The organism is Corynebacterium sp. 401_CJEI, from assembly GCF_001076435.1.
Classification (GTDB): Bacteria; Actinomycetota; Actinomycetes; order Mycobacteriales; family Mycobacteriaceae; genus Corynebacterium; species Corynebacterium jeikeium_D.
The window spans coordinates 38008-59817 of the sequence record NZ_JVIP01000036.1 but is presented as its reverse complement, the minus strand read 5'-3'; the positions used below and the strand labels follow the sequence as shown (position 1 = coordinate 59817).

20 protein-coding genes and 1 riboswitch are annotated in these 21810 nt (G+C 58.6%); of the genes, 9 read left to right on the top strand and 11 right to left on the bottom strand.

The window, feature by feature from the left end; genetic code table 11:
- Positions 1-186 precede the first annotated feature (186 nt).
- The gene (locus ADM64_RS08250) at positions 187-945 is read right to left on the bottom strand and encodes a thiamine phosphate synthase (RefSeq protein ID WP_049193829.1); all 759 of its coding nucleotides are present in this window, start codon (positions 943-945) and stop codon (positions 187-189) included.
- A 70-nt stretch (positions 946-1015) separates the two neighbouring features.
- A riboswitch (TPP riboswitch) is annotated at positions 1016-1138 on the top strand.
- A gap of 7 nt (positions 1139-1145) precedes the next feature.
- Between ADM64_RS08250 and thiO the strand changes: the two genes are divergently transcribed.
- Genes thiO through ADM64_RS08230 form a run of 4 tightly spaced genes read left to right on the top strand, consistent with a single transcriptional unit; the run spans position 1146 to position 4642 of the window.
- Positions 1146-2321 carry a glycine oxidase ThiO gene (gene thiO / locus ADM64_RS08245; RefSeq protein ID WP_065428896.1) on the top strand — a complete coding sequence of 392 codons (1176 nt, stop codon included), beginning with the start codon at positions 1146-1148 and terminating at the stop codon, positions 2319-2321.
- A gap of 13 nt (positions 2322-2334) precedes the next feature.
- Positions 2335-2568 carry a sulfur carrier protein ThiS gene (gene thiS / locus ADM64_RS08240; protein ID WP_049193828.1) on the top strand — a complete coding sequence of 78 codons (234 nt, stop codon included), beginning with the start codon at positions 2335-2337 and terminating at the stop codon, positions 2566-2568.
- A 29-nt stretch (positions 2569-2597) separates the two neighbouring features.
- On the top strand, positions 2598-3443 hold the full coding sequence (locus ADM64_RS08235) for a thiazole synthase (protein WP_049172170.1): 846 nt from the start codon (positions 2598-2600) through the stop codon (positions 3441-3443).
- The gene (locus ADM64_RS08230; RefSeq protein ID WP_049172156.1) at positions 3443-4642 is read left to right on the top strand and encodes a ThiF family adenylyltransferase; all 1200 of its coding nucleotides are present in this window, start codon (positions 3443-3445) and stop codon (positions 4640-4642) included. Before ADM64_RS08235 ends, ADM64_RS08230 begins: the two co-directional genes overlap by 1 nt.
- A 36-nt stretch (positions 4643-4678) precedes the next feature.
- Here ADM64_RS08230 and ADM64_RS08225 read toward each other — a convergent pair whose 3' ends face one another.
- Positions 4679-6265, bottom strand: a complete 1587-nt coding sequence (locus ADM64_RS08225) for an alkaline phosphatase D family protein (RefSeq protein WP_049193827.1) — start codon at positions 6263-6265, stop codon at positions 4679-4681.
- Positions 6266-6474: 209 nt separating this feature from the next.
- Between ADM64_RS08225 and ADM64_RS08220 the strand changes: the two genes are divergently transcribed.
- Entirely contained in the window at positions 6475-8286 is a 1812-nt protein-coding gene (locus tag ADM64_RS08220) for a BCCT family transporter (protein WP_049193825.1), read from the top strand.
- A 216-nt stretch (positions 8287-8502) separates the two neighbouring features.
- Here the strand turns inward: ADM64_RS08220 and ADM64_RS08215 are convergent, their stop codons facing one another.
- The 5 genes from ADM64_RS08215 to ADM64_RS08195 form a co-directional block, all read right to left on the bottom strand.
- The gene (locus ADM64_RS08215) at positions 8503-9441 is read right to left on the bottom strand and encodes an amino acid ABC transporter permease (RefSeq protein ID WP_016421416.1); all 939 of its coding nucleotides are present in this window, start codon (positions 9439-9441) and stop codon (positions 8503-8505) included.
- Positions 9441-10127, bottom strand: a complete 687-nt coding sequence (locus ADM64_RS08210; RefSeq protein ID WP_042388211.1) for an amino acid ABC transporter permease — start codon at positions 10125-10127, stop codon at positions 9441-9443. The genes ADM64_RS08215 and ADM64_RS08210 overlap by 1 nt, the downstream gene beginning before the upstream one ends.
- Positions 10128-10146: 19 nt before the next feature.
- Positions 10147-11088: a glutamate ABC transporter substrate-binding protein gene (locus tag ADM64_RS08205; protein ID WP_049193824.1), complete on the bottom strand. Its 942-nt coding sequence runs from the start codon at positions 11086-11088 to the stop codon at positions 10147-10149.
- 15 nt (positions 11089-11103) lie between these two features.
- On the bottom strand, positions 11104-11832 hold the full coding sequence (locus tag ADM64_RS08200; RefSeq protein ID WP_042388208.1) for an amino acid ABC transporter ATP-binding protein: 729 nt from the start codon (positions 11830-11832) through the stop codon (positions 11104-11106).
- A 120-nt stretch (positions 11833-11952) separates the two neighbouring features.
- Positions 11953-13233 (bottom strand): MFS transporter, encoded by a 1281-nt coding sequence (locus tag ADM64_RS08195; RefSeq protein ID WP_049193822.1) that lies wholly within the window; start codon positions 13231-13233, stop codon positions 11953-11955.
- Positions 13234-13494: 261 nt separating this feature from the next.
- On the opposite strand from ADM64_RS08195, the gene ADM64_RS08190 reads away from it, so the two are divergent.
- The 4 genes from ADM64_RS08190 to ADM64_RS08175 all read left to right on the top strand — a co-directional run bounded on the left by ADM64_RS08190 (position 13495) and on the right by ADM64_RS08175 (position 18837).
- Positions 13495-13944, top strand: a complete 450-nt coding sequence (locus tag ADM64_RS08190; protein ID WP_049172172.1) for a MarR family winged helix-turn-helix transcriptional regulator — start codon at positions 13495-13497, stop codon at positions 13942-13944.
- Positions 13945-13978: 34 nt separating this feature from the next.
- A complete protein-coding gene (gene purB / locus ADM64_RS08185; RefSeq protein WP_049193821.1) occupies positions 13979-15409 on the top strand; it encodes an adenylosuccinate lyase in 1431 nt (476 codons plus the stop codon).
- Between the two features lie 185 nt (positions 15410-15594).
- Positions 15595-16524: an alpha/beta fold hydrolase gene (locus tag ADM64_RS08180; protein ID WP_049193820.1), complete on the top strand. Its 930-nt coding sequence runs from the start codon at positions 15595-15597 to the stop codon at positions 16522-16524.
- Positions 16525-16890: 366 nt separating this feature from the next.
- Complete coding sequence (locus tag ADM64_RS08175) at positions 16891-18837, top strand: vWA domain-containing protein (RefSeq protein ID WP_224783812.1); 1947 nt, start codon at positions 16891-16893, stop codon at positions 18835-18837.
- Between the two features lie 2 nt (positions 18838-18839).
- Here the strand turns inward: ADM64_RS08175 and ADM64_RS08170 are convergent, their stop codons facing one another.
- From ADM64_RS08170 to nrdI, 4 genes are all read right to left on the bottom strand, one after another.
- Positions 18840-19535: a VOC family protein gene (locus tag ADM64_RS08170; protein ID WP_049173075.1), complete on the bottom strand. Its 696-nt coding sequence runs from the start codon at positions 19533-19535 to the stop codon at positions 18840-18842.
- Between the two features lie 120 nt (positions 19536-19655).
- Positions 19656-20231 carry an NADPH-dependent FMN reductase gene (locus tag ADM64_RS08165; protein WP_016421405.1) on the bottom strand — a complete coding sequence of 192 codons (576 nt, stop codon included), beginning with the start codon at positions 20229-20231 and terminating at the stop codon, positions 19656-19658.
- Between the two features lie 42 nt (positions 20232-20273).
- Complete coding sequence (gene nrdF, locus ADM64_RS08160) at positions 20274-21278, bottom strand: class 1b ribonucleoside-diphosphate reductase subunit beta (protein WP_076773175.1); 1005 nt, start codon at positions 21276-21278, stop codon at positions 20274-20276.
- Positions 21275-21739, bottom strand: coding sequence for a class Ib ribonucleoside-diphosphate reductase assembly flavoprotein NrdI (nrdI, locus tag ADM64_RS08155; protein WP_016421403.1), 465 nt, complete (start codon positions 21737-21739; stop codon positions 21275-21277). The genes nrdF and nrdI overlap by 4 nt, the downstream gene beginning before the upstream one ends.
- Between the last annotated feature and the right edge of the window lie 71 nt (positions 21740-21810).

The following is a 21810-nucleotide window of genomic DNA, read 5'->3' as shown; positions in this document are numbered from 1 at the left end:
TCTCTGGTGTTATCCATGATGCAATGACCGCCTGACCCTACCAGGCCATTTTTGTCATAAACGCAGTCACTAACTCGCATTGGGGCAAAGTAGGGCTAGATAGCAAATGGTGCCCACCCAGCGACACGCCGAGCGGACACACTTTTTGCCTATTAACCCACACTTTTGCTACTTAACCCACGAAACTCAGCGACCGTTCGTAATCGCAGCGCGCAGGGCACGAGCTGCCTCTTCCGGATTTTCTGCCTCGGTTAGTGCGCGAACCACCACAATGCGCTCCGCGCCAGCGGCGATAACTTCGCCGGCGGTCTCGGCGTTGATACCGCCGATTGCCCACCATGGCTTTACCGGGTCACTTGCGCCGCGGTCGTGCGGGCGCACAATATCGGCCACGGAATCCTGGTGGGACTCCGCTGAACCCTGTGCACGCGCCCTCCGCACGAGTGCCGCAGCTTCACGGACCATCTCGACTCCGACGGGCTGACGGTCGGGCTTCGTCGGGGTGGCATACACCGGACCGATCACCGCGTAATCGATGCCATCGTCGGCAAGCGAGGTGGCGAACATGTCCAGATTTCGGTTGGAGCGGCCGATGAGAACCTCGGGGCCAACGATCTGGCGGGCCTGCTCGGTGGTGAGGTCTTCCTGACCCACATGCAGGATGTCTGCGCCGGTCAGCGCGGCAATGTCGGCGCGGTCATTGACGGCGAAGAGCTTGCCGTGTTCAGCGGCGACCTCGGCGAGGGTCTCCACAGCGGCAATCTCGTCGCGGGTGTCGACTTTCTTGTCGCGCAGCTGGATGATGTCGGTGCCGCCTTCGTAACAGGCGTGCAGGAATTCACGCAGATCACCGCGGGATGCGCGCGAGTCGGTGCAGAGGTACAGGCGGGCGTCGGCAAGCAGGGCGCGTCGTGTTGTGCGAGTGGCAGCTGATGAGGCGTTCATGTCCCCATGTTAGGCGAGGTTGAGGATGCGGTGTCGTGACGGAGAGCCCGAAGTCATATGATGGGGGAGTACCACGTTCCGCGGGAGCCGTACTCGGTATCGATGAGATGCCGCTGGCTGAGAGGGCGAATAACGCCGACCGCTTTTACCTGATGCGGGTTATGCCGCCGGAGGGAGGAATGGCAGTGAATGCTGCCGCTATGGGTGCCGCCTCGATAGGTGAGGGTGGCACAGGGGATACGTCGTCAAGCGTTGTTATCGCAGGTGCGGGCATTATTGGCTTGGCGACGGCATGGAGACTACTTCGCCAGGGAATCGATGTGACCGTCCTCGATGCCGAGCCCGTTTCCGGCGCAACCTTCGCCGCGGCTGGCATGCTGGCGCCGGTTGCCGAAGTCGTGTGGGATCAGCCGACGCTGTATCCGCTGATGGTGGAATCGGGCAAGCTCTACCGCGACTTTGCCCAGGCCATCGCCGAGGAATCGGGCCACGATGTTGGCTATATCGAGAATTCCACGTTTGTTTGTGCGGGCGATGCCGCTGACCGGCAGACACTCAGCGAGCTCGTTGAGCTGCAGCATGACATGGGCATGGAGATCAACCGCATCACCGCCACCGAGGCGCGCCGGGCAGAACCGGCACTGGGGCCGGGCTGTGTTGGTGCGGTGGATATTCCGGGAGATCACCAGGTCAATCCGCGTCTGCTCGCCGAAGCGTTGCTGACCATTCTGGGAGACCGCGTCATCCGCACCCGCGCGGAAGAGGTTATTTACGCTTCCGATGCCAACCCCCGCCAAGCCATTGGGCTGCGCGGCACGGACGGAAATGACTACCTCGCCGATGAGGTCGTTCTGGCTGCGGGGCTGAACACCGCCGATATGGCCGGTCTGCCGGAGAATCTGAATCTGCCGCTGCGCCCGGTCTATGGAGATGTGCTGCGTCTGCGTGTACCGGAGCGCCTGCAGCCACTGGTCACTCGCACTATTCGCGGTGTGGTTCAGGGGCGTCCGGTTTATATCGTCCCGCGTGCCGACGGCACCGTCGTGCTCGGCGCAACCTCGCGTGAAGATGACCTGACCGGCGTCTCCGCCGAAGGAGTCCACCAGCTACTCCGCGACGCATACCGCCTGGTGCCCGGCATTCTCGACTGCGAAATCTACGAGATGACCGCCCGCGCCCGGCCTGGTTCCCCAGACGATGTCCCCATGATTGGTCGCGTGGCTCCAGGACTGACCGTGTCCACCGGCTACTTCCGTCACGGCATTCTGCTTACGGCCATCGGCTCCAAGCTCACGGCCGATGTCGTCGCAGGTCGGGAAACTGACAACGACCCGGCGCTTCTTTCCGCCGTCAATCCATTCCGCTTCAGCGATTAGAGGAGGCTCGCTTATGTCCACCACAACACTCAATGGCGAAGGCTACACACCGGCTGCGGGGGAGATGGTCGCAGATCTCGTCGCAAAGCACACGGGGCACGCGCTTAACGACGACGGCACCGCCGCGAACGGTACCCGCCTGGGGATTGCAGTAGCCGTGGATGGTGCGGTAATCCCGCGAGCCAAGTGGGCGAGCACGCCCGTGACAGGTGCAATCGACATCGTGACAGCAGTTCAGGGAGGCTAGAGATGACCGCGAATTCCGCACAAGCAAACATGTCCGCGCAGGAAAATGAAACTGGGGCGGCGAGCGGACTTACACGCGAACCGCTGCGCATTGGCGGGCTGGAGTTGAACTCCCGTCTGATTATGGGAACTGGCGGTGCGACCAGCATGGATACGCTGGAGCGCGCGCTGGTGGCTTCGGGCACCGAGCTGACTACGGTGGCGATGCGCCGCTTTACGCCCGGCACGAAGCAGAACGTTTTTGAGATTCTGCAGCGCAACAATATTGCGGCGCTGCCGAATACTGCGGGGTGCTATACCGCTCGTGACGCGGTGCTGACTGCGCAGTTGGCCCGCGAGGCGCTGGAGACCAATCTGCTAAAGCTCGAGGTCATCGCCGACGAGGACACGCTGCTGCCGGACCCGGTCGAGCTGGTTGCGGCAGCGGAGCAGTTGGTAGCTGACGACTTCGTCGTTTTCGCCTACACCAACGACGATCCGGCGCTGGCCAAGCGGCTGGAAGATCTGGGCTGTGCAGCTGTCATGCCGGCGGGCTCGCCGATTGGCACTGGTCTGGGCATTCTTAACCCACACAACATCGAGCTGATTGTGGACCGCGCGAATGTGCCCATCATCCTGGATGCGGGCATCGGTACCGCGTCTGAGGCAGCTCAGGCGATGGAGCTTGGCTGCGATGCAGTGCTGTTGGCATCCGCAGTGACCCGTGCACATGATCCGGTGGGCATGGCCACGGCGATGCGCTTCGGCGTTGAGGCAGGACTGACTGCTCGCGAGTCCGGCCGCATTCCACGGCGTCGACTAGCCCAGGCGAGCTCGTCGTTTGAGGGCATCATCACTGAGCGCGTCAGCGGCGCACGCGAGCAGGATTCTCTGTAATGGCTGAGCAGGGGGTCAATCTTTCGGACCGCGACCTGCGCCGGTACGCCCGGCACCTAACACTTCCGGGCTTTGGTGCCGAGGGGCAGCGAACTTTGCGAGCCTCCCGCGTCCTCGTCATCGGAGCTGGTGGCTTGGGATCGCCTGCGCTGTTGTACCTGGCCGGGGCAGGGGTCGGGCACATCACCATCATTGACGATGACGTGGTCGACGAGTCCAATCTTCAGCGCCAGGTCATTCACCGTGAGTCCGACATTGGTCGCCCGAAGGCCGAATCTGCCGCGGATGCCGTGCGGCGCCTTGACTCCGAGGCATCGGTGACCGCAATCGTCGGCAGGTTAAGCGTCGACAATGCTGAGGAGCTCTTCGCCACTCACGATGTAGTGCTCGACGGCGCGGACAATTTCGCCACCCGCTATCTGTCTTCCGATGCTGCGGAGCTGACCGGAACCCCGCTGGTCTGGGCCACAATCCTGCAGTTTGCAGGGCAACTGTCTGTGTTCTGGCCGGGCTGCGGTCCCATGCTTCGCGATCTCTACCCCGACATCCCCGACCCCGGCTCCGTGCCGTCGTGCGCCGCAGGTGGGGTTCTCGGCGCAATGGTCGGTCAGATTGGTTCCATGATGGTCGTCGAAGCAATCAAGGTGCTCACCGGTGTCGGCAAGGCCGCCGTCGGCAAGCTCGTGCTTATCGACGCTTTGGAGGCAACCACCCGCACACTGTCCTTTGCAACCGACCCGGAGCGCGAACCCGTTTCCGACCTGACCGAAATTGCGCAGGTGTGCGCAGCATCGTGGTCGGAAAATGAAGACGGCGCGGAGCAGAATGTGCGCAGCGTTGGTCCTCATGCAGTGCGTGAGCTTCTCGCCGAGGGCGTGCCTCTTATCGATGTACGCGAGCCCGAAGAGTATGCAGAGGCCGCCATTGCCGGATCGGTGCTTGTACCGCTCGGCGAAATTCGCAGCCGTAGGTGGGCTGCGATTCGCGAAGCGTGGGCTGAGCGGAACCTCCAGCCGAACTCCCCACGAGTTGTCATTCACTGCCACTCGGGTGCCCGTTCGCAGCAGGCAATTGAGCTGCTGGCTGGTGAGGTCGAGACTGATGGTGCCACGCCGGAGCTCATCAACTTGGACGGAGGTATTGTGGCCTGGCAGGCTGCGGGGCAGGAGACCGTCGTAAAGCGTGGTGGAACGCACTAATTAGCAGCTACCGCCACGCGCTGTTGAACAGTGTGCCTACGCCTGCGGCTTCAGCGTTGTCGACCACAACTCGGTGCCACGAGTGGTGAGCAGACGGACGGTCATCTCGCGTGAGTCGCCGTCGATATCGACTTCGCCGAAGTGCTGGAAGTCCTGTGTGGGGTCGGCGTTGGCATTTTCTTTACCCGGTGCGTGGACGTACTCCACCTTCGGCCCGAAGGTCGAGTCCATTTCGTTGGGGCCGAATGCGCCCGCGTGGAGAGGACCGGAGACGAATTCCCAGAAGGGTGCGAAGTCGGTGAACTGTGCGCGCTCTGGGCTGTAGTGGTGAGCCGCGGTGTAGTGCACATCGGCGGTGAGCCAGACGACATTTGAAACATCTTTAATGGCGCTGAGCAGGCGGGCGATTTCACGTTCACGTCCTGCAGGTGCACCGGCGGCACCATTGGATACGCTTTCTTGGTCACCATCGTCGCCGTCGGGGACGATGATTCCAAGCGGTAGGTCATTAGCAACAATCTTCCACGTCGCGCGGGAGTCCTTGAGGGAGTCGATTAACCAGTTGGTCTGCTTTTCGCCAAGGATTGGTTCTTCGGTTGTCGAGCGCGGATTATTGGAAGTGTTTTCTCCCTTGTAACTGCGCATATCCAGAATGAAGATGTCTAGCAACGGGCCGTAGGAAACCTTGCGGTAGACGCGCCCATCTACAGCCATTTGCTGATCAATTGGCTGCCACTCATGGAAGGCCTGGTAGGCGCGCTTGGCCAGAGTGTTGACATCGCGCTCGGTATAGCGATCGTCGTCTAGGACTTCGTTGGGGTACCAGTTGTTGACTGTTTCGTGGTCATCCCACTGAACCAGCTGCGGAACCTGCGCATTGAAGGCCAAGTAGTTCTTGTCCATGAGGTTGTAGGAGTACTGGCCACGATACTCTTCGAGGGTTTCAGCAACCTTGGATTTGGCCGGAGTGACATGGTTGCGCCACACAGTGCCGTCGGAAAGCGTGACGGATTCATCCAGCGGACCGTCGGCATAGCAGGTGTCGCCTGAGTGAATGAATAGGTCTGGATTGCGCTCCATCATGGTGGAAAAGCCGGTGTAGCCACCGATTTCGTCGTTAATTCCCCAACCCTGACCTGCGACATCGCCGGACCAGTGCAGGCGGATGTTGGATGCGCGGTTTGGGGCAGTACGGAAGGTGCCGATAACGGGATCAGAGCAGATTCCAGTATCTGCCTCTTCGAGCGTGACGCGATAGAAGATTTCCTGCCCCGGTTCGAGACCGACGACACGTAGACGTCCGGTGCCGTCAGTGTCTGGAGTTAACAGAGAGTTACTGCGGAATACCTTGGCATTCTGGAAGCTCTCAGTTGCAGCAGTTTCAACCACCATGTGGGCGGGGCGGTCTGAGCGAGCCCAAATTAATGCGCCGTCGCCGCGGATATCGCCACTTGCAACGCCGTGGGTGAGCTGTGGCCGAGAACGCAGTAACCCTGGGGAGGCCAGTGACGGCGAACCCGGTGTAGCTGAAGCCGCAGCTCTAGAGGCATGAGCGAGCGTGACTGAAGTGGCAAGTGCGGTGGATGCGCCTAAACGTAGAGCGCTGCGACGGGAAAGCTGCATGGAGTCGAACGATAGGTTTTCCACTTTGACGTTCAGTTAAACCAGCGTGAACTCGAAGGAAAAAGTCGCAATTACAGAACAAAGGCTTAGTTATTGAGAATGACTGGGCTTCCTTTTGTAACGTAGATAACCGACTTGGGAGGAATGTGTCTTCCGAGCTGTCTTTTCTGAGACAGACAATCTAGAAGTGAAAGGCGCTGACCCCGATAATGGGATCTACACAAACGCCACAAGTAAAAACGCAAGAAAAGAAGTCGGGCGGTTTTCTTAAGAACCTGCCGACCGACCCGTTGATCTTCACGACGGCGATGGGTTTCATTGTCCTCTTTGTGGCAGTGACCATAGCGCTGGGGGATACCGCTCGGGATGCCTACTCGGCCGCTTCCGATTGGGTTACGTCTAACATGGGCTGGCTGTTCATCGGTGGTGTCTCGGCAAGTTTTATCTTCCTCATCGGCTTGTTTGTGTCCCGCTACGGACGCATCCAGCTTGGCGATGATGACGAAGAGCCCGAATACACCATCGCCGAATGGTTCGGCATGCTCTTCGCCGGTGGTACTGGCTCCATGCTGATGTTCTGGGGCGTGGCTGAACCGCTCAACCATGCCTACAACCCGCCGTTCGGTCAAGAGCCGATGAGCCGCGAAGCTCAGAACACTGCGATGGCATTTACCATCTACCACCTGGGTATTCACATGTGGGTCATCATGGCGCTGCCGGGGCTCGCGCTCGGGTACTTCATTTACAAGCGTCACCTGCCGCCGCGCGTCTCCTCCATCTTCGCGCCGCTGCTCGGTACCCGCATCTACTCATGGCCGGGCAAGCTTATCGACGCCGTCGCCATCATCGGTACCGTCGTCGGTATCGCGGTATCGGTGGGCATGGGTGCGCTGCAGATTAACTCCGGTGCTGCTCGTGTAATCGGTACCCCGGAAAACTCGATGGTGCAGCTCATTCTGATTGCCATCATTATTGTGATTGCCTCGATTTCCGTGGCCCGCGGTCTGGACAAAGGTATTAAGGTGTTGTCCAATGCGAACATTTGGGCCGCCATGGCATTGATGGTTTTCGTGCTGCTCATGGGGCCGACTTTGACGCTGCTGCGCCAGACCGTCGATACGACAGGTGTCTACTTGGATGCGCTGCCTCGCATCATGTTCTGGACTGACTCTTACGACGTCAACCCGAATTGGAAACAGGGCGCCTGGACGGTCTTCTACTGGGCCTGGACAATCTGCTGGTCGCCATTTGTGGGCATGTTCGTCGCCCGTATTTCCCGCGGCCGTACAGTCCGTCAGTTCATTGCCGGTGTGATTGCACTGCCGACAATCGTGTCAATCATGTGGTTCTCTATCTTCGGCCGCGCTGGCTTCGAACTGGAAAATGAGCAGCCCGGTATTCTGACCAAACCAGTTGTCGAGGGCGGAGACCCGTCACCGGCGCTCTTTATCCTCCTGGAGCAGTTCCCGTTGGCAACGCTTGTCAGTGTGTTTGCGCTCTTTGTGATTATGATCTTCTTCGTCACTTCCATCGACTCGGCTTCGATGGTGATGGACATGATGTCTACCGGTGAGGAAAACAAGACTCCGACCTTCTACCGCGTGCTGTGGGGCGTCATGATTGGTGCAGTGGCAGCTTCTCTGCTGCTGATTTCTGGTGAAACCGCACTGGAAGCGCTGCAATCTGCGGTGATCGTCATCGGTGTACCGTTCTTCTTCCTCCACTTTGTGATGATGTACTCCTTGGTCAAAGGCATGAGTGATGACCACATGGCAGTGCGCAAGCCGGTTACCCGCCAGTGGGAGAAGACCGATACTCCAGAGAAGTTGGAGAAGCACGAAGCCGCACCCGCGCCGGGCTACGACGAAGAGGGCAATGAGCTGCCGCGCTTTGAGTACACCCACGATGAAGAGGGACGTCTGGTTATTCAGTCCGATGTGGTCGTTGAAGGTGAGTTTGAGTCTGGCGAAAAGTCGGAATCGGAGAGCCCAGAGGAGTCGGGGACGAAGTCTGAGTCATAGTAGAGCACGGTCGCAGTAGTGCCCGGCACTTGTGGCCACGCTATTCACCTATCGGTGCGCTGTAGCGTGGCCATCAGTGAGTAGTGCATCGATAAGAGCGAAGGCAAAGGCTGTAGCCAAATAAAAACGCCGCCCAGCGGAAACCTTTAGCAGTTTCCGTGGGCGGCGTCGCTGTGTTCGTCGTAAAGCAAGTGTGGCGTTAAGCCGTGATTAGCTCTACTCGTAGGTGCCTCGGAGGTCCTTGTAGTCCTCATCGTGCCAATCCACGTTGGCCTGGTCCTTGGTGGTGACACCGACGTCAGGCTGATGCGGGACCTTCGCAATGATGTTGCGGCGGGCGCGGCCGGCGCGGAGCTGGCTTTCGATACGCTCGGCAAGGTTGGCCAGGCCGAAGTTGATGGCAATGAGAATGATCGCCACGACGACCAGCGATGGAATCATGGCGCCGTAGTACTCGCCAAGCTGGCGGCCAGAGCGGACAACCTCGACGTAGCCAATCATGTAACCCAGCGCGGAGTCCTTCAGCGCAATGACCATCTGCGAGATAATCGCCGGCAGCATGGCGGCGACTGCCTGCGGCAGCAAAATAGTGACCATCGTCTGGCGGTGGGAGAGACCCAGCGCAATCGCGGCCTCACGCTGGCCCTTCGGCAGCGACTCGATGCCGGAGCGCAGTGTCTCGCCAATGACGGAGCCGTTGTACATGGTCAGGCCAAACACAACGGCGGCAAAGCCGAGGTAGTTCGACGGAAACAGCTGCCAAAGCGCGAACACCGAGTAGGCAAACAGCATGAGCACCAGCACCGGAATGGCGCGGAAGAACTCGACAATCACCGAGCACAGCCAGCGCACCGGTGCGACCGGGCTCAGCCTGCCGACGCCCAGGAGAGCGCCAATAACCAGTGCCAACACAATAGAGACGACAGCCGCGACAATGGTGCTGACCAGACCGGGCAGAATGTATGTGGTCCAGGTTGTGGATTCGAGGAAGAACGACCATTTATTGGCCTCGAACTGGCCCTTGTCGGCCAGCTTCATTCCCACCCAGGCGAGAATCGCAACGGTGATTGCGGCCACGATCCAGGTGAGGGTTCGGTTGAAGCGCTGAGCCTTGGGGCCCGGCGCGTCGTAAAGAACTGTTGCGCGAGTAGCCATTAGCGCTTCACCGCCCATCGCTTGCCAGCCCAGCCGAAGAACAGGCCGGTCGGCAGAGTCAGAATAATAAAGCCGACAGCGATGATGCCGAAGATAATCAGGATATCGCTGGCGTAGTTTTCGGTCATGGTCTTCATCAGCAGCGACGCTTCAGCCACACCGATTACCGAGGCAATCGTGGTGTTCTTGGTCAGCGCGATCAGGGTGTTGCCGAGCGGCACGATAGCGCCACGGAACGCCTGCGGGAAGATGATGTAGCGGAAGCTCTGGCCGAAGCTAAGCCCCAGGGAGCGGGCGGCTTCGGCCTGACCGAACGGCACAGTATTAATACCGGCGCGCAGGGACTCCGCAACGAAGCACGAGGTGTAGGCAACAAACGCCAACACCGCGAGACGGAAGTTCTGCTTGACAATGAAGGAGTCATTCTCCGCAGCCAGCAGCAGCCCCAAGTTGTAGTAGAGACCCATCGAGGCCAGCAGCACAATCAACGTCAGCGGGGTATTGCGGACAATGCTGATGTACCAGGTCGACAGGGTACGTAGGATTCCCACGGGGCTCACGCGCATAGCGGTGAGAAGCGTGCCAAAAATCAGGGAACCAATTGCCGAAGCAATCGTCAGTTTGATGGTTACCCAGAAAGCCGGAAGCAGTTCCGGCCCCATTTCACTCCATAGTTCTGGATTCATTGTTTGCTCGCACCCCTTCCTACTTCTTCTCTACGAACGACAGATCGCCGATTGCCGGCTTGTCGTCGAGCTCGAACTTGTCGCCCAAATGCTTCTTCAGGATCTTCTGAAGCTCACCGGTGTCGTACAGCGACTCCAGCGCCTCATTGATGGCCTCACGGCTGGCATCATCACCCTTGGGCAGGCCGATGCCGTAGTACTCATTGGTCCAGTAGGAACCATCGGGGTTGCGCAGCTCGACCACGCGGAAGTCGTCGCCGAAGCGCTCCTTGTAGCGCTGGGCGAAGCCCGCGAGAATAGTTGCATCGGTAGTCAGGGCATCGACGACACCCTGCTTCACACCTTCCGCGCACGCGGCGTAGGTATCGAACTCCTGCAGCTGTACCTCCGGCAGAGCGTCCTTGACCTTCTGCGCTGGGGTGGAGCCGGATACAGAACACAGGCGAGTGCCCGGGGCGACGTCGTCAAGCCCCTGGATGCCCTCGGAACCGCGCACTAACAGTGCCTGGTGCGTGACCAGGTACGGGCCGGCGAAGTCGACGGCAGCCAGGCGGCCAGCGTTGATGGAGTAGGTGGCGGCGATCATGTTGACCTCGCCGTTGTTAATCAGCGTCTCGCGCTGAGCGGACGGGGTCTCGCGCCACTCCATCTCGGGCACATCCCAACCGTTCTTGTTGGCGATGTACTCAATGACGTAGCGGGAAACATCGTTGTCGACGCCCGCGAACTCACGGTCCGGAGTGCGCTCACCGAGACCCGGCTGGTCAAACTTCGTACCCAGCGTCACGTGTCCGGCCTCGATATCGGCCAGCAGGTTTCGGGGTCCGCCGCTACCGCAGGCCGCGAGGCTCATTGTCGTGGCAACAGCTACAACAGCCGCCGCAACTCGCTTGCCGACGACACCTCGGCGGCCCCGGTTGCGACTGCGCCCCCGGCCTCCTCGTAAGAGTGAAAACTTCATAGTGACCAGCCCTGCCTAATGTCCGACGATTTTGGCCAAGAAATCCTTGGCGCGATCGCTCTGCGGGTTGGTGAAGAAGGTCTCCGGGTCGGTGTCTTCGACAATCGCACCGTCGGCCATGAACAGGATGCGGTCGGCCACGCGGCGGGCGAAGCTCATCTCGTGGGTGACACAGACCATGGTCATGCCGCCCTTGGCCAGGTCGGTCATGACATCGAGGACCTCGTTGATCATTTCCGGGTCGAGCGCGGAGGTGGGCTCGTCGAAAAGCATGACCTTCGGGTCCATGGCCAGGGCGCGTGCGATGGCGACGCGCTGCTGCTGACCGCCGGAGAGCTGCGCCGGGTACTTGTCAGCCTGTTCCGCAATGCCGACACGGGCGAGCAGCTTGTCCGCACGCTCGCGGGCCTCGGCTTTGGAGATCTTGCGGACCTTCAGTGGGGCCAACGTGACATTGTCGCGAATGGTCATGTGGCTGAAGAGGTTGAACTGCTGGAAGACCATGCCGACCTCAGCGCGCAGGCGGGTGAGTTCCTTACCTTCTTCGGGAAGGAGCTTGCCGTTGATGCGAATTTCGCCGCTGTCGATGGTTTCCAGGCGGTTGATGGTTCGGCACAGTGTGGATTTACCAGAGCCGGAGGGGCCGAGGATAACTACGACCTGGCCAGCTGGGATTTCCAGGTTGATGTCGCGCAAAGCGTGGTAATCGCCGTAGTGCTTGTTCACCTCGGCAATCGAAATCATGCTCTGTGGTGTGGATGATTCAGTCATGGGGGAAAGTATAGGTGACTCACGACACATAACTGCTATCGGTGTTCCTTGTCCGATATTCACCTGTAAAAAGTGACTGCACACCAATTAGTTCTAAAGATCCACGCGATGGCGCCTCGCAACAGGCTTGCGGCCATGCACGAACCAGTAGAAGACGGCCGCGAGAACCACCACGACCGCCAGGCCTGCGTACATCTTGTCGAAGCCCATAGTGGCGGCTACCGAACCAAGCACGATTGGGCCGAGGCCGATGCCCGCGTCGACAAGCAAGAGCAGCGTCGAGATGCCCGTGCCCAACTTGTGTGCCGGGGCCAGGTGCACAGAGATGGTCTGGCAGGCCGGCATCAGCGTGCCGTAGCCCAGGCCGCAGAGCGCACCGGCGGCGATAACGTGCCAGTCAGCGCTAGCGAAAGCCAGAACAAGCAGTGAGATGGTGAAGCACACCAGGCCGATGGCGATGACGGGGTTGTCGCCGCGGCGATCTTGTAGGCGTCCCAGTGAGAAACGCGCCGCCATCATCGCCACCGCATAGGCGATGAAGAAGAAGCTGGCGCCCCTAGTCAGGCCGCTCAGCTGCGAGTATCGGTTCAGGAATGTAATCACGCCCGCATACGCCAGGCCGACGAGCAGCATGAACAGGCCGATTGGCACCACTCTCGGCGTCATGATGTCATCGAAGGAAAATGTGCGCTTCGTCTCGCTTGCCGACGAATCCTCGGTGGCCTCGGCCTTGTCTGCCACGGTGGTGGGCTCGGTGTGTTGTGGGAGGACTAGCGCCAGCACCAGACCTATAACGGACAGGCCGAGGGCGGTGGCGAAGAGGACGCTGTAGCCGACCGAGCCAATGAGAGCCAGGCCAAGAGCTGGACCAATGGCCGTGGCCAGAGTGGTGCCGAGTGATATGTAGCCGGTGCCCTCTGCACGTCGCGAAGCGGGAATGGCGGTCTGGGCGGCGGCCATCACGGCGGTGGAGGCGAAAGCGTAGGTCAGGCCGTGGATGATGCGGATCGTAATTAAGATCGGCAGGGAAGCGGCCCAAATATAGGCGGCGCAGGCTGCAACGATGACAGTGAGCGAGCCGAGCATGATTTTGCGACCACCGAAGGTGTCCACCAAGTAGCCCGAGAAGAGGCGAGCGATGGTGGCACCGACAACGAAAGAACTGGCGGCGAAGCCACCGGCGGCGTCGGAGGCGGAGAAGCGCTGGACGGCGTAGAGCGCCATGACCGTGATTGAAAGGTAGAACACCAGGTACATGCTGAAGTTAATCAGCCAGCTGATTATGAAGGCGGGGGAGAAGAGCTTGTCTTGTCCGCGCTGCTCGTCCTGCTCGTTCTGTTTGTGCCTGGTCTGTGTGGTCGTATGCGTTGTCATGCTGAAAGTACGGTCTCTTTTCTCGTTTGAAAACAATCGTGGAATTAGTGCTGTGGCAAAACTGCTTTCCGGTATTTGTATCGTGCAAAAATGCAGTTAGGGGTCGAATTATAACAATTGGTTTGTATGATGCAAATGCATTCCCGTGGGATTAACTCTGTCCGCGGCACGCTAGAATAGGTGAGGAATTAAGCAAACAGATACATCCCGCAGGCCCATTAAAGGGCCGACATAAAGGCGACAAGAGGATTGACTGCCACCGTGCGAAACGACGACCTGGCCGCGCTCGTTTACGAGAACATGCTGCTATCCCGGGTGAGCTCCAGCGGCTACCGACCACATCGTAAGGACATCCTGTTGGATCGCTCCGCCGCAGCACTGCTGGCTAGGCTGGAAGCACAGCCGGATATGACAGTCGCCGAGCTCTCCGATGCACTAGGGCTGGACATTTCTACAGTGCATCGCCAGCTGGCCGCCGCCATGCGGCAGGGGTATATCGCGAAGAGGTCCGCGCCGTCGTCAAGCGCGAAGGTGCATAGCGCGACCGACAAGGGGCTAGAGCTGCTGCACCGGGAGATTGAGGCGCGTAAGAATACCGTCGATGACATTACGCATGGCTGGGAAGACTCGGAGCTCGCGGAGTTCGTGCGATTGATGCGCAAATTCAACGAGGGCGTGGAAGAAATGCGTGGTCATCCATGGCCTAGATAACCGCGGATGCCGGGGTCATGGAATACTTGAGGGCGTGGCTGAGAAAAAGAAGATTGCAAACGTCCTTGCTAACCGATACGCCTCTGCGACTCTGGCGGAGTTGTGGAGCCCTGAGTACAAGATCATCCTCGAGCGCAAGCTCTGGATTGCAGTTTTGAAGGCCCAGGTCGCCCGCGGAATTGAGGTTCCGGAGGGCACTATCGAGGCGTATGAAAAGGTCATCGACCAAGTTGACCTCGACTCCATTGCCGCCCGTGAGCGTATTACTCGCCACGATGTGAAGGCCCGCATTGAAGAGTTCTGTGAACTGGCTGGCACCGAGCACATTCACAAGGGAATGACCTCACGAGACCTGACTGAAAACGTCGAGCAGCTGCAGGTTCTGCAGTCGCTGAAGGTCGTGCGTGACAAGGCCGTTGCCGTTGCCGCCCGCACTGCCGAGAAGGCCTCCGAGTACCAGTCGCTGGTCATGGCGGGTCGTTCCCACAACGTCGCCGCGCAGGCAACGACTCTGGGCAAGCGCTTCGCCTCCGCTGCGGACGAGATGCTGCTGGGCATCGAGCGCGTAGAAGACCTGATTTCCCGCTACCCACTGCGTGGCATCAAGGGCCCGATGGGTACCGCCCAGGACATGCTGGATCTGCTTGACGGTGATGAGTCCGCACTGGCCTCCCTCGAAAACGAAATCGCTGAAGGCCTCGGCTTCGACCGCGTCTTTGACTCCGTTGGTCAGGTCTACCCGCGCACCCTCGACTTCGACGCTCTGTCCGCACTGGTCGAGCTGGGCGCAGGCCCGGCGTCGCTGGCCACCACCATCCGCCTGATGGCCGGTAATGAGACCGTCACCGAGGGCTTCAAGGAAGGCCAGGTCGGCTCTTCCGCCATGCCGCACAAGATGAACGCCCGCTCCTGTGAGCGCGTCCACGGTTTCCAGGTCATCCTGCGTGGTTACATGACCATGCTCTCCGAATACGCCGGTACTCAGTGGAACGAAGGCGACGTTTCCTGCTCCGTGGTTCGCCGCGTTGCACTGCCGGATGCTTTCTTCGCCATGGACGGCATGTTCGAAACCTTCCTCACCGTCCTGTCCGAGTTCGGTGCATTCCCGGCCATGATCGACCGTGAGCTGGAGCGCTACCTGCCGTTCCTGGCTTCCACCAAGATCCTCATGGCAGCCGTTCGCGCTGGTATGGGCCGCGAGGAAGCCCACGAGATCATCAAGGAGCACGCCGTCGCCACCGCACTGGATATGCGCGAAAAGGGTGCTGAGCAGAATCTCACTGAACGTCTCGCTGCAGATGAGCGTTTCCCGCTGGATGCCGCAGGGCTTGCCGACGCTCTGGCGAACCGCCATGCGTTCATCGGTGCCGCGGAATCCCAGGTTGACCGCGTAGTTGCACGTGTGCAGGCTGTCGTGGACAAGTACCCAGAGGCCGCGGCCTACAAGCCGGGCGAGATTCTGTAGCTTCGCGAGCGTCACGCGCGAAACACGTAAACGAAAAAACGTAAAGACGTAAGGTCCCTTGAAAAACTCTGTCACGTTGGTGGCAGAGTTTTTCTTTGTTTGTTGACGAAAGCACCAGTGAGCAGCCAAGTTCCTCGGTACGATGAGCGATAAGCATCGAAACCTCTACTCGAAAGGTGCCCGACGTGACATCGGCTGTTAGGACTTCGCTTTCTCGCCCAGGTGCCACATTGAATGTGCTGCGCTGGGTTCCAGAAAATGACAAGGGCGCGCCCATTACTCCTAAGGGAGTGGTGCAGATTGTCCACGGCATGGTCGAGTACGCCAACCGCTACGCCAAGTTCGCCGAGTACCTCGTATCCCAGGGTTATGCCGTCGTCGCGCACGACCATCGCGGCCACGGTATGACCAAGACGGATGCTGGCATCCCGGGCTTCTTCGCTGACTACGGTGGCTGGAACCTGATTCTCGAAGACCTCCACGCGGTGCGCCAGTACGTTGATGCAGAATTCCCAGGTAGCAAGCACTATATTCTCGGCCACTCCATGGGGTCGCTTCTGACTCGTAACTACATCGCCAAGTACGGCGAGGGGCTCACCGGTGTCATTATCATGGGCACTGTGTCGTGGCCAGGGGCTAAGGGCGACGCGGGAATGAAGGTGGCAAACCTGCTGGCTAAGATTCGTCCTACCGCGCCGGGCAAGCTGCTCAACACTCTCACCTTTGCTGATTACAACAAGGACTTTGAGCGCCGCACTAAGTTTGATTGGCTCACCCGCGACCACAAGATTGTCGATGCTTATATTGCGGACGACAAGTGTGGTTTCGTTCCCACCAATGCCTTTTTCCGCGACCTTCTCGTCGGCACGCACTACGCGAACTCGCCTGAAGCCTATGAGAAAGCGCCTGATGAGCTGCCGCTTTTCGTGGTTTCCGGTGCCGTTGATCCGGCGGGTGGCGCTGCCTGTGTGACTGAGGTCGTGGGCAAATACCTGAACGCGGGCAAGAAGGACGTGCGCTTTAAGGTCTATCCGGATGGTCGCCATGAGATTCTCAACGAGTTGAATAAGGAAGAGGTCTACTCCGACATTGTGGCGTGGTTGGAGTCCCGCTAGGGGGAGCTGGTTAATAGACAAAAAGTATGCGCGTTCGGCGGGTCGACCGGTGGGCATCTTTTGCTACTTATCCCAATGCGAGTTACTGACTGCGTTTATGTCAGCGGCGGCAGGGCGATGCAAGTTACTGACTGCGTTTATGACAAAAATGGCCTGAAAAATTGCCTGAAAGTGTCATAAACTCATACAGTTTCACATTTGCAGCCCGTAATCATATTTGGCGCCCGTAATTTTTGGGGTCTGCCCAGTCATTATCTTGAGAATCAGACATACTTTTGTCATGTAACGTTCTTTTTACGCTTGAAGATTTACGCTTGAAGAAAAGGAACCGACCACATGATCAGAAGAAGACAACTCTCAGCGGTCGTGCTCACCATCTCCATGCTGCTGGTGCTCGTAGGCTCTTTTGCGGGAATCACAACAGGGCGTGCACAGGCGCAAGAGGCCGCGAGTACTATCTCGCCAACCATGGTGATCCTGGATGCTTCAGGGTCAATGCTTGCCGACGACGCGGGCGGCCAGACCCGAATGGAGGCAGCGAAGACTGCCACGAGTAAGTTCGCGGGATCGGTGTCAGAGGACTCCGAAATTGGGTTCATGGTCTACGGCACGGAAGTTGGCAATTCGCCGGAGGAGCGGGAAGCTGGCTGTCAGGACATCACCACGCTGCTGCCCGTGCAGGCGGGTAACTCGGCGAAGATTCCTGCTGAAGTAGGAAAGGTCCAAGCCTCCGGCCACACCCCGATGGGGCCTGCGCTGCGTCAGGCTGCCGATGAGTTGCCGAAAGAAGGGCAACGTTCGATTGTGTTGGTCTCCGATGGTGAGGACACCTGTGCTCCGCCACCGGTGTGCGAGGTAGCCAAGGAACTCAAGCAGCAGGGCATTGACCTGGTCATCAACACAGTTGGTTTCCTTGTTGATGCAGGTGCACGTGCTGAACTGGAGTGCATTGCTGAGGCCACTGGCGGTGAGTACCTGGACGCCCAGGACTCCGATTCGCTGGCTGAGTCCATGAAGACGCTGGCGACCCGCACCGCACGCACCGCGCAGTCCAGCGCGCAAGAGATACAGGGCGGCGACGCTCCTACGAGCGCTACCAAGGTGCCTGCCGACGTGGAAACGTTCTCGACCAAGCTGCGGGAAAAGACTCCTGAGTCCGAGCGCAGCATCGGTAATCAGGAAGGCGACGGTGCTGAGTACTTCTCCGTCCCGGTTGCTGAGGGAGAGCGGCTTGCAATTAGTGCGGCTACCGTGCCGGGAGCGTCGTCAGGCGCGACGTTGATGGACCTAGATGTTCGTAACTTCGCGCTCACTATGCATTTGGATGACAGCAGTTGCTTCCTGGCCAATGATTTCGGCAATGGCATCATCGACTCCAATGGCCCCTTTTTCGCATCGATAACAACCAAGCAGTCCGGGGGAGCTGAGGGGGACTGTAAGCCGGGCAATGTGGTGTTCTCCGTGGCTCGGAAAGGCGGCTCCTTCGAGGGCCAGGACATTCCTGCAGAAGTAACCATCAAGCGTTTCGCCAACGAAAACCTGATTGATGTGCCGGAGGCGTTCCCGTCCGACAAGGAGAGCTTGAACCCTCCGCCCGCGACACCGGAAGCAGATCAGGCTAAGAAGGTCACCCCAGGTTCGTGGTTCGATGACGCCACGGAACTTACTGCCGACAACATCAGCAGCGTCACGGCCGACATTGTTCCTGGTGAGACGCACGTGTACAAGATCAAGTCCGAGTATGGGCAGCAGCTCCGCGGCGCCGTCAAACTCATTGACGCCCCAGAAGCGGACAAGCTTGCACAGATCTCCGGCCTGGATATCAAGACGCTGAACTCGGCACGCCAGCTCGCCGGCAGCGAGGAAAACCGTCCGGCCAATGAACACCAGATCGGTGAAGAGACTACATTTGGTAACTCGGCCCGGATTAACTATCGCAATCGGATCGGCGAAGATAGTGAAAAGTCGGGCGATTACGAGGCTGAAAGAGCCTGGTTGGATGGCGACCAGTACATCGTTGTCTTCTTCAACAACAGCTGGGGTGCCGGTCAATCCCACGATGTCGCGGGTGTTCAAAACGTCCCGGTGACTTACCAGCTGACCACGGAGTTGGTCGGCGAGAAGATTCCGGGCCCAGCTTTTGAACAGGTCGCGCACAAGTCGCCAAGTAGCGAGGCCCCGACTAGTAGCCAGCAGAATCCGAAGGGCACCGAAGAAAACGAGGATGACGGCTCTTCCAACATGATGTGGTTCTCTATTGGTGCAGTTCTGTTAGCCGTCGTCGGCGCGGCAATCGCGTTGACCCGTAAGTAACGCTAGAGCGTCCAGTACACGCCGAATCGGTCAGGCTTGACGACGGCTTCCGTGCCCTCGGCAACCTCAGCGCCTGTTAGGCCAAGCGCTTGGCAGGCGCTTTCGACCTCTTCGGCCGAATCGCTGGAGAGGCGCATCGCCACACCGTCGCCGAAGGTGAAATTGTGCATGCCCGGCGAGTCGAGCGTCATGAAATTCCCTGACCCGAAAAGCCGGTTGTATACCTCGGTGGCGGCGGCAGCCTGTGGTTCGTCGCCTGTCCACATGAAGTAGGGAATAACGGCGGGATTCGCTGTCTTTGCGGCAGCGTCCGTGCTTGCAGCCCCGCTGGTTAAGGAATCAATCATCAGTTGCCAGTTGACCCCATTGCCGTCGACCAACCAGCCAAAGAGCGGCGAGAAATCGTAGCTGGTCAGGGGCATGAGCGTAGCACCACCGCTGATGGTTTCATCACCCGCCATCAGATGCTCCCACAGTCTGCGCAGCTGGTTTTCCTGACCAGGGGCAAATCGCACCATAAAAGACACAGCGGGGGTTAATCGGCGGTTCCCGTTCTCAATGAGTTCAAAGTCCATCCCGCCGATGGTGAGCGTGGTGGAGTTGGGCTTGATGTTGGAGTGAAAACCTTCGGCGTAAAACCGCGCAGCGGCGCGGGGGTCGTCGTTAAGCGCGATCACGGCCGAGATAGAAACAGTCATGAAAATGAGCCTAACGACGAGCGCCTAACCGCGCAGAGAACGCAGCGTTTGATCCTAGTCAGTGAAGAATCTTCATACGGCGATATCCCCAGTAACGCTGCGCTGATTAGGGGATTTCAGTTAGTGGCGTGGGCTCTGCTCGCGAACTAGGTCTGCAAATCTGTTGATGTAGTCGCGAACAAAGTCCTCAGTGCTTGACGACGTGAATTCTCCTTGTTCGTCAATGAGTGTTGGCGATTGTCCCAGGAAGACCTCTGGCTGACCGAGCATCGGCATGTCGAAGTACGACAGCGCGAGTCGCAAGTTCTTCTGAGAGCTATAACCGCCCATACGGCCGACGGAGTGGCTGATAATTCCCGCGGGCAGGTTCTTCCATGCCACATCACCGTTGGGCTTAGATCCGATGTCAACGGCATTCTTCAGAGCTGCAGGAATTGTGCGGTTGTTTTCTGGGGTGACAAATAGGATGCCATCGCTGGCTTTAATGGTTTCCCGGAAACTGGTGTATTCCGCGGGAGTCGCAATATCGGACACTGCGGGGTCGTCGTAGTCGAAGTTGTAGAGAGGGAGGTCACGAATCTCGACGATGTCGACTTTGAAGTCATCGGGGAAGTACGTGGCTGCCTTGAGTGCAATCTTTCGTGCATAGGAGGCTCGACGCAAGCTTCCTACCAGGATAGAAATCTGTGCAGTCATGCGAATGTTCCTTTCTTAGGATGTATGGGGAAAGACGTGGATTTAGAAATCCCAGTCTTCATCTGCGGTGTCTTCGGCTTTTCCGATGACATATGCGGAGCCAGAACCGGAGAAAAAGTCGTGGTTTTCATCTGACCCCGGGGTGAGGGCGGCGAGAATCTCGGGCTTGAATGCGGTCTCATCATGGTTAAACCGCTGCGGGTAACCCAAGTTCATGAGCGCTTTGTTGGCGTTGTATCGAATGAAGTTGGCAACGTCGTCGTAAAGCCCGAGTGGTTGGTATAGGGCTTCGGAGTACCTTAGTTCGAGCTGGTATAGCTCGTCGAGAAGCTCGAAGACGAAAGCCTTCATCTGCGCTTGCGTGGCGCTGTCGTAGGTTTCTACGCCTCGCTGGAACTTGTAGCCGGAGTAATAGCCGTGAACAGCTTTGTCGCGCAGAATCAGGCGCACCATGTCGGCGGTGTTGGTCAGGATGCCTCGTGATGCGAAGTGCAGCGGGAGGTAGAAGCCGGCGTAGAGCGAGAAGGACGAAAGAAGCGTTGCTGCCGCCTTTCGCTTGAGCGGAACGTCGCCATAATAGTGTTTGAGCACAGCTTTTGACCGAGCCTGCAGGATGTCATTGGCGACTGCCCATTGGTAGGCAGCGTCGATGTCAGGGGTATTGGACAGCGTGGAAAATACTGAAGAATAGGACTTTGCATGCACTGCTTGCATGAAAGCGATATTCGTGTAGACGGCCTCTTCATGTTCTGTGCGGGCATCTTGAATTTGGGAAATCTCTCCGACAGACGCCTGGACTGTGTCGAGCATGGTCAGTCCGGTGAAGACCTTCATGGTCAGCTCGCGTTCTAGATCGGTGAGGCGTCGCCAGTCTGCAAGGTCATTGGACAGTGGGACTTTTTCGGGCAGCCAAAAATTTGCTGTTAGGCGATTCCACACTTCGAGATCTTTGTCATCGTGCACTCGGTTCCAGTTGATTGGCCGAAGGCGGGCAGCTGGGTCCTTGCGAAAAGACGGTGGCGTAGTTGAATAGCTGTAGATGTTCAAGAAGTAGCGCTCCTCCAGAATTTTTCCAGGCCCTCTTTGACGTTTTCCACATCGTGGTCTGTCCCCAGTAACTCGTAGTGGTATAGCTCCGGGACCTGGCATTTTGCAGAAATGATGGCTCCGGCTATGCAAAAGTCGGTGCCGAAATTTGTGTTGCCCGAGGTGATGACACCGCGGATGAAACTCCTGTTGGTTTCGTCGTTGAGAAAAGCGATGACCTGCTTAGGCACCGCGCGGCGCCGACATCCGCCGCCATAAGTCGGTGTGATCAGGACAAATGGGCTGCGAACGCGAATCATTCCGTCTTTTCGCGGATGTAACGGGATGCGTGCTGCTGGTTGAGCCAGCTTTTGGACGAACCGGTGAGTGTTTTCAGAAGCACTGGAGAAGTACACGATTCGGGGTGACTCCTCCGGTGGGAGTTCCGTGAAAGTCAGCGGCGTCTTCGATGATGAAGACACTCGATTACCTCCTATGTTCAATCGATTGAACATAGAATAGAGGAATGAATGGGATGTCAACAAGGCGTTGC

What these genes read in the sequence shown, in the direction of transcription:
- ADM64_RS08250 (WP_049193829.1), bottom strand. Translation starts at nt 945, where the DNA reads ATGAACGCCTCATCAGCTGCCACTCGCACAACACGACGCGCCCTGCTT.
- thiO (WP_065428896.1), top strand. Translation starts at nt 1,146, where the DNA reads ATGGGTGCCGCCTCGATAGGTGAGGGTGGCACAGGGGATACGTCGTCA.
- thiS (WP_049193828.1), top strand. Translation starts at nt 2,335, where the DNA reads ATGTCCACCACAACACTCAATGGCGAAGGCTACACACCGGCTGCGGGG.
- ADM64_RS08235 (WP_049172170.1), top strand. Translation starts at nt 2,598, where the DNA reads ATGTCCGCGCAGGAAAATGAAACTGGGGCGGCGAGCGGACTTACACGC.
- ADM64_RS08230 (WP_049172156.1), top strand. Translation starts at nt 3,443, where the DNA reads ATGGCTGAGCAGGGGGTCAATCTTTCGGACCGCGACCTGCGCCGGTAC.
- ADM64_RS08225 (WP_049193827.1), bottom strand. Translation starts at nt 6,265, where the DNA reads ATGCAGCTTTCCCGTCGCAGCGCTCTACGTTTAGGCGCATCCACCGCA.
- ADM64_RS08220 (WP_049193825.1), top strand. Translation starts at nt 6,475, where the DNA reads ATGGGATCTACACAAACGCCACAAGTAAAAACGCAAGAAAAGAAGTCG.
- ADM64_RS08215 (WP_016421416.1), bottom strand. Translation starts at nt 9,441, where the DNA reads ATGGCTACTCGCGCAACAGTTCTTTACGACGCGCCGGGCCCCAAGGCT.
- ADM64_RS08210 (WP_042388211.1), bottom strand. Translation starts at nt 10,127, where the DNA reads ATGAATCCAGAACTATGGAGTGAAATGGGGCCGGAACTGCTTCCGGCT.
- ADM64_RS08205 (WP_049193824.1), bottom strand. Translation starts at nt 11,088, where the DNA reads ATGAAGTTTTCACTCTTACGAGGAGGCCGGGGGCGCAGTCGCAACCGG.
- ADM64_RS08200 (WP_042388208.1), bottom strand. Translation starts at nt 11,832, where the DNA reads ATGATTTCGATTGCCGAGGTGAACAAGCACTACGGCGATTACCACGCT.
- ADM64_RS08195 (WP_049193822.1), bottom strand. Translation starts at nt 13,233, where the DNA reads ATGACAACGCATACGACCACACAGACCAGGCACAAACAGAACGAGCAG.
- ADM64_RS08170 (WP_049173075.1), bottom strand. Translation starts at nt 19,535, where the DNA reads ATGACTGTTTCTATCTCGGCCGTGATCGCGCTTAACGACGACCCCCGC.
- ADM64_RS08165 (WP_016421405.1), bottom strand. Translation starts at nt 20,231, where the DNA reads ATGACTGCACAGATTTCTATCCTGGTAGGAAGCTTGCGTCGAGCCTCC.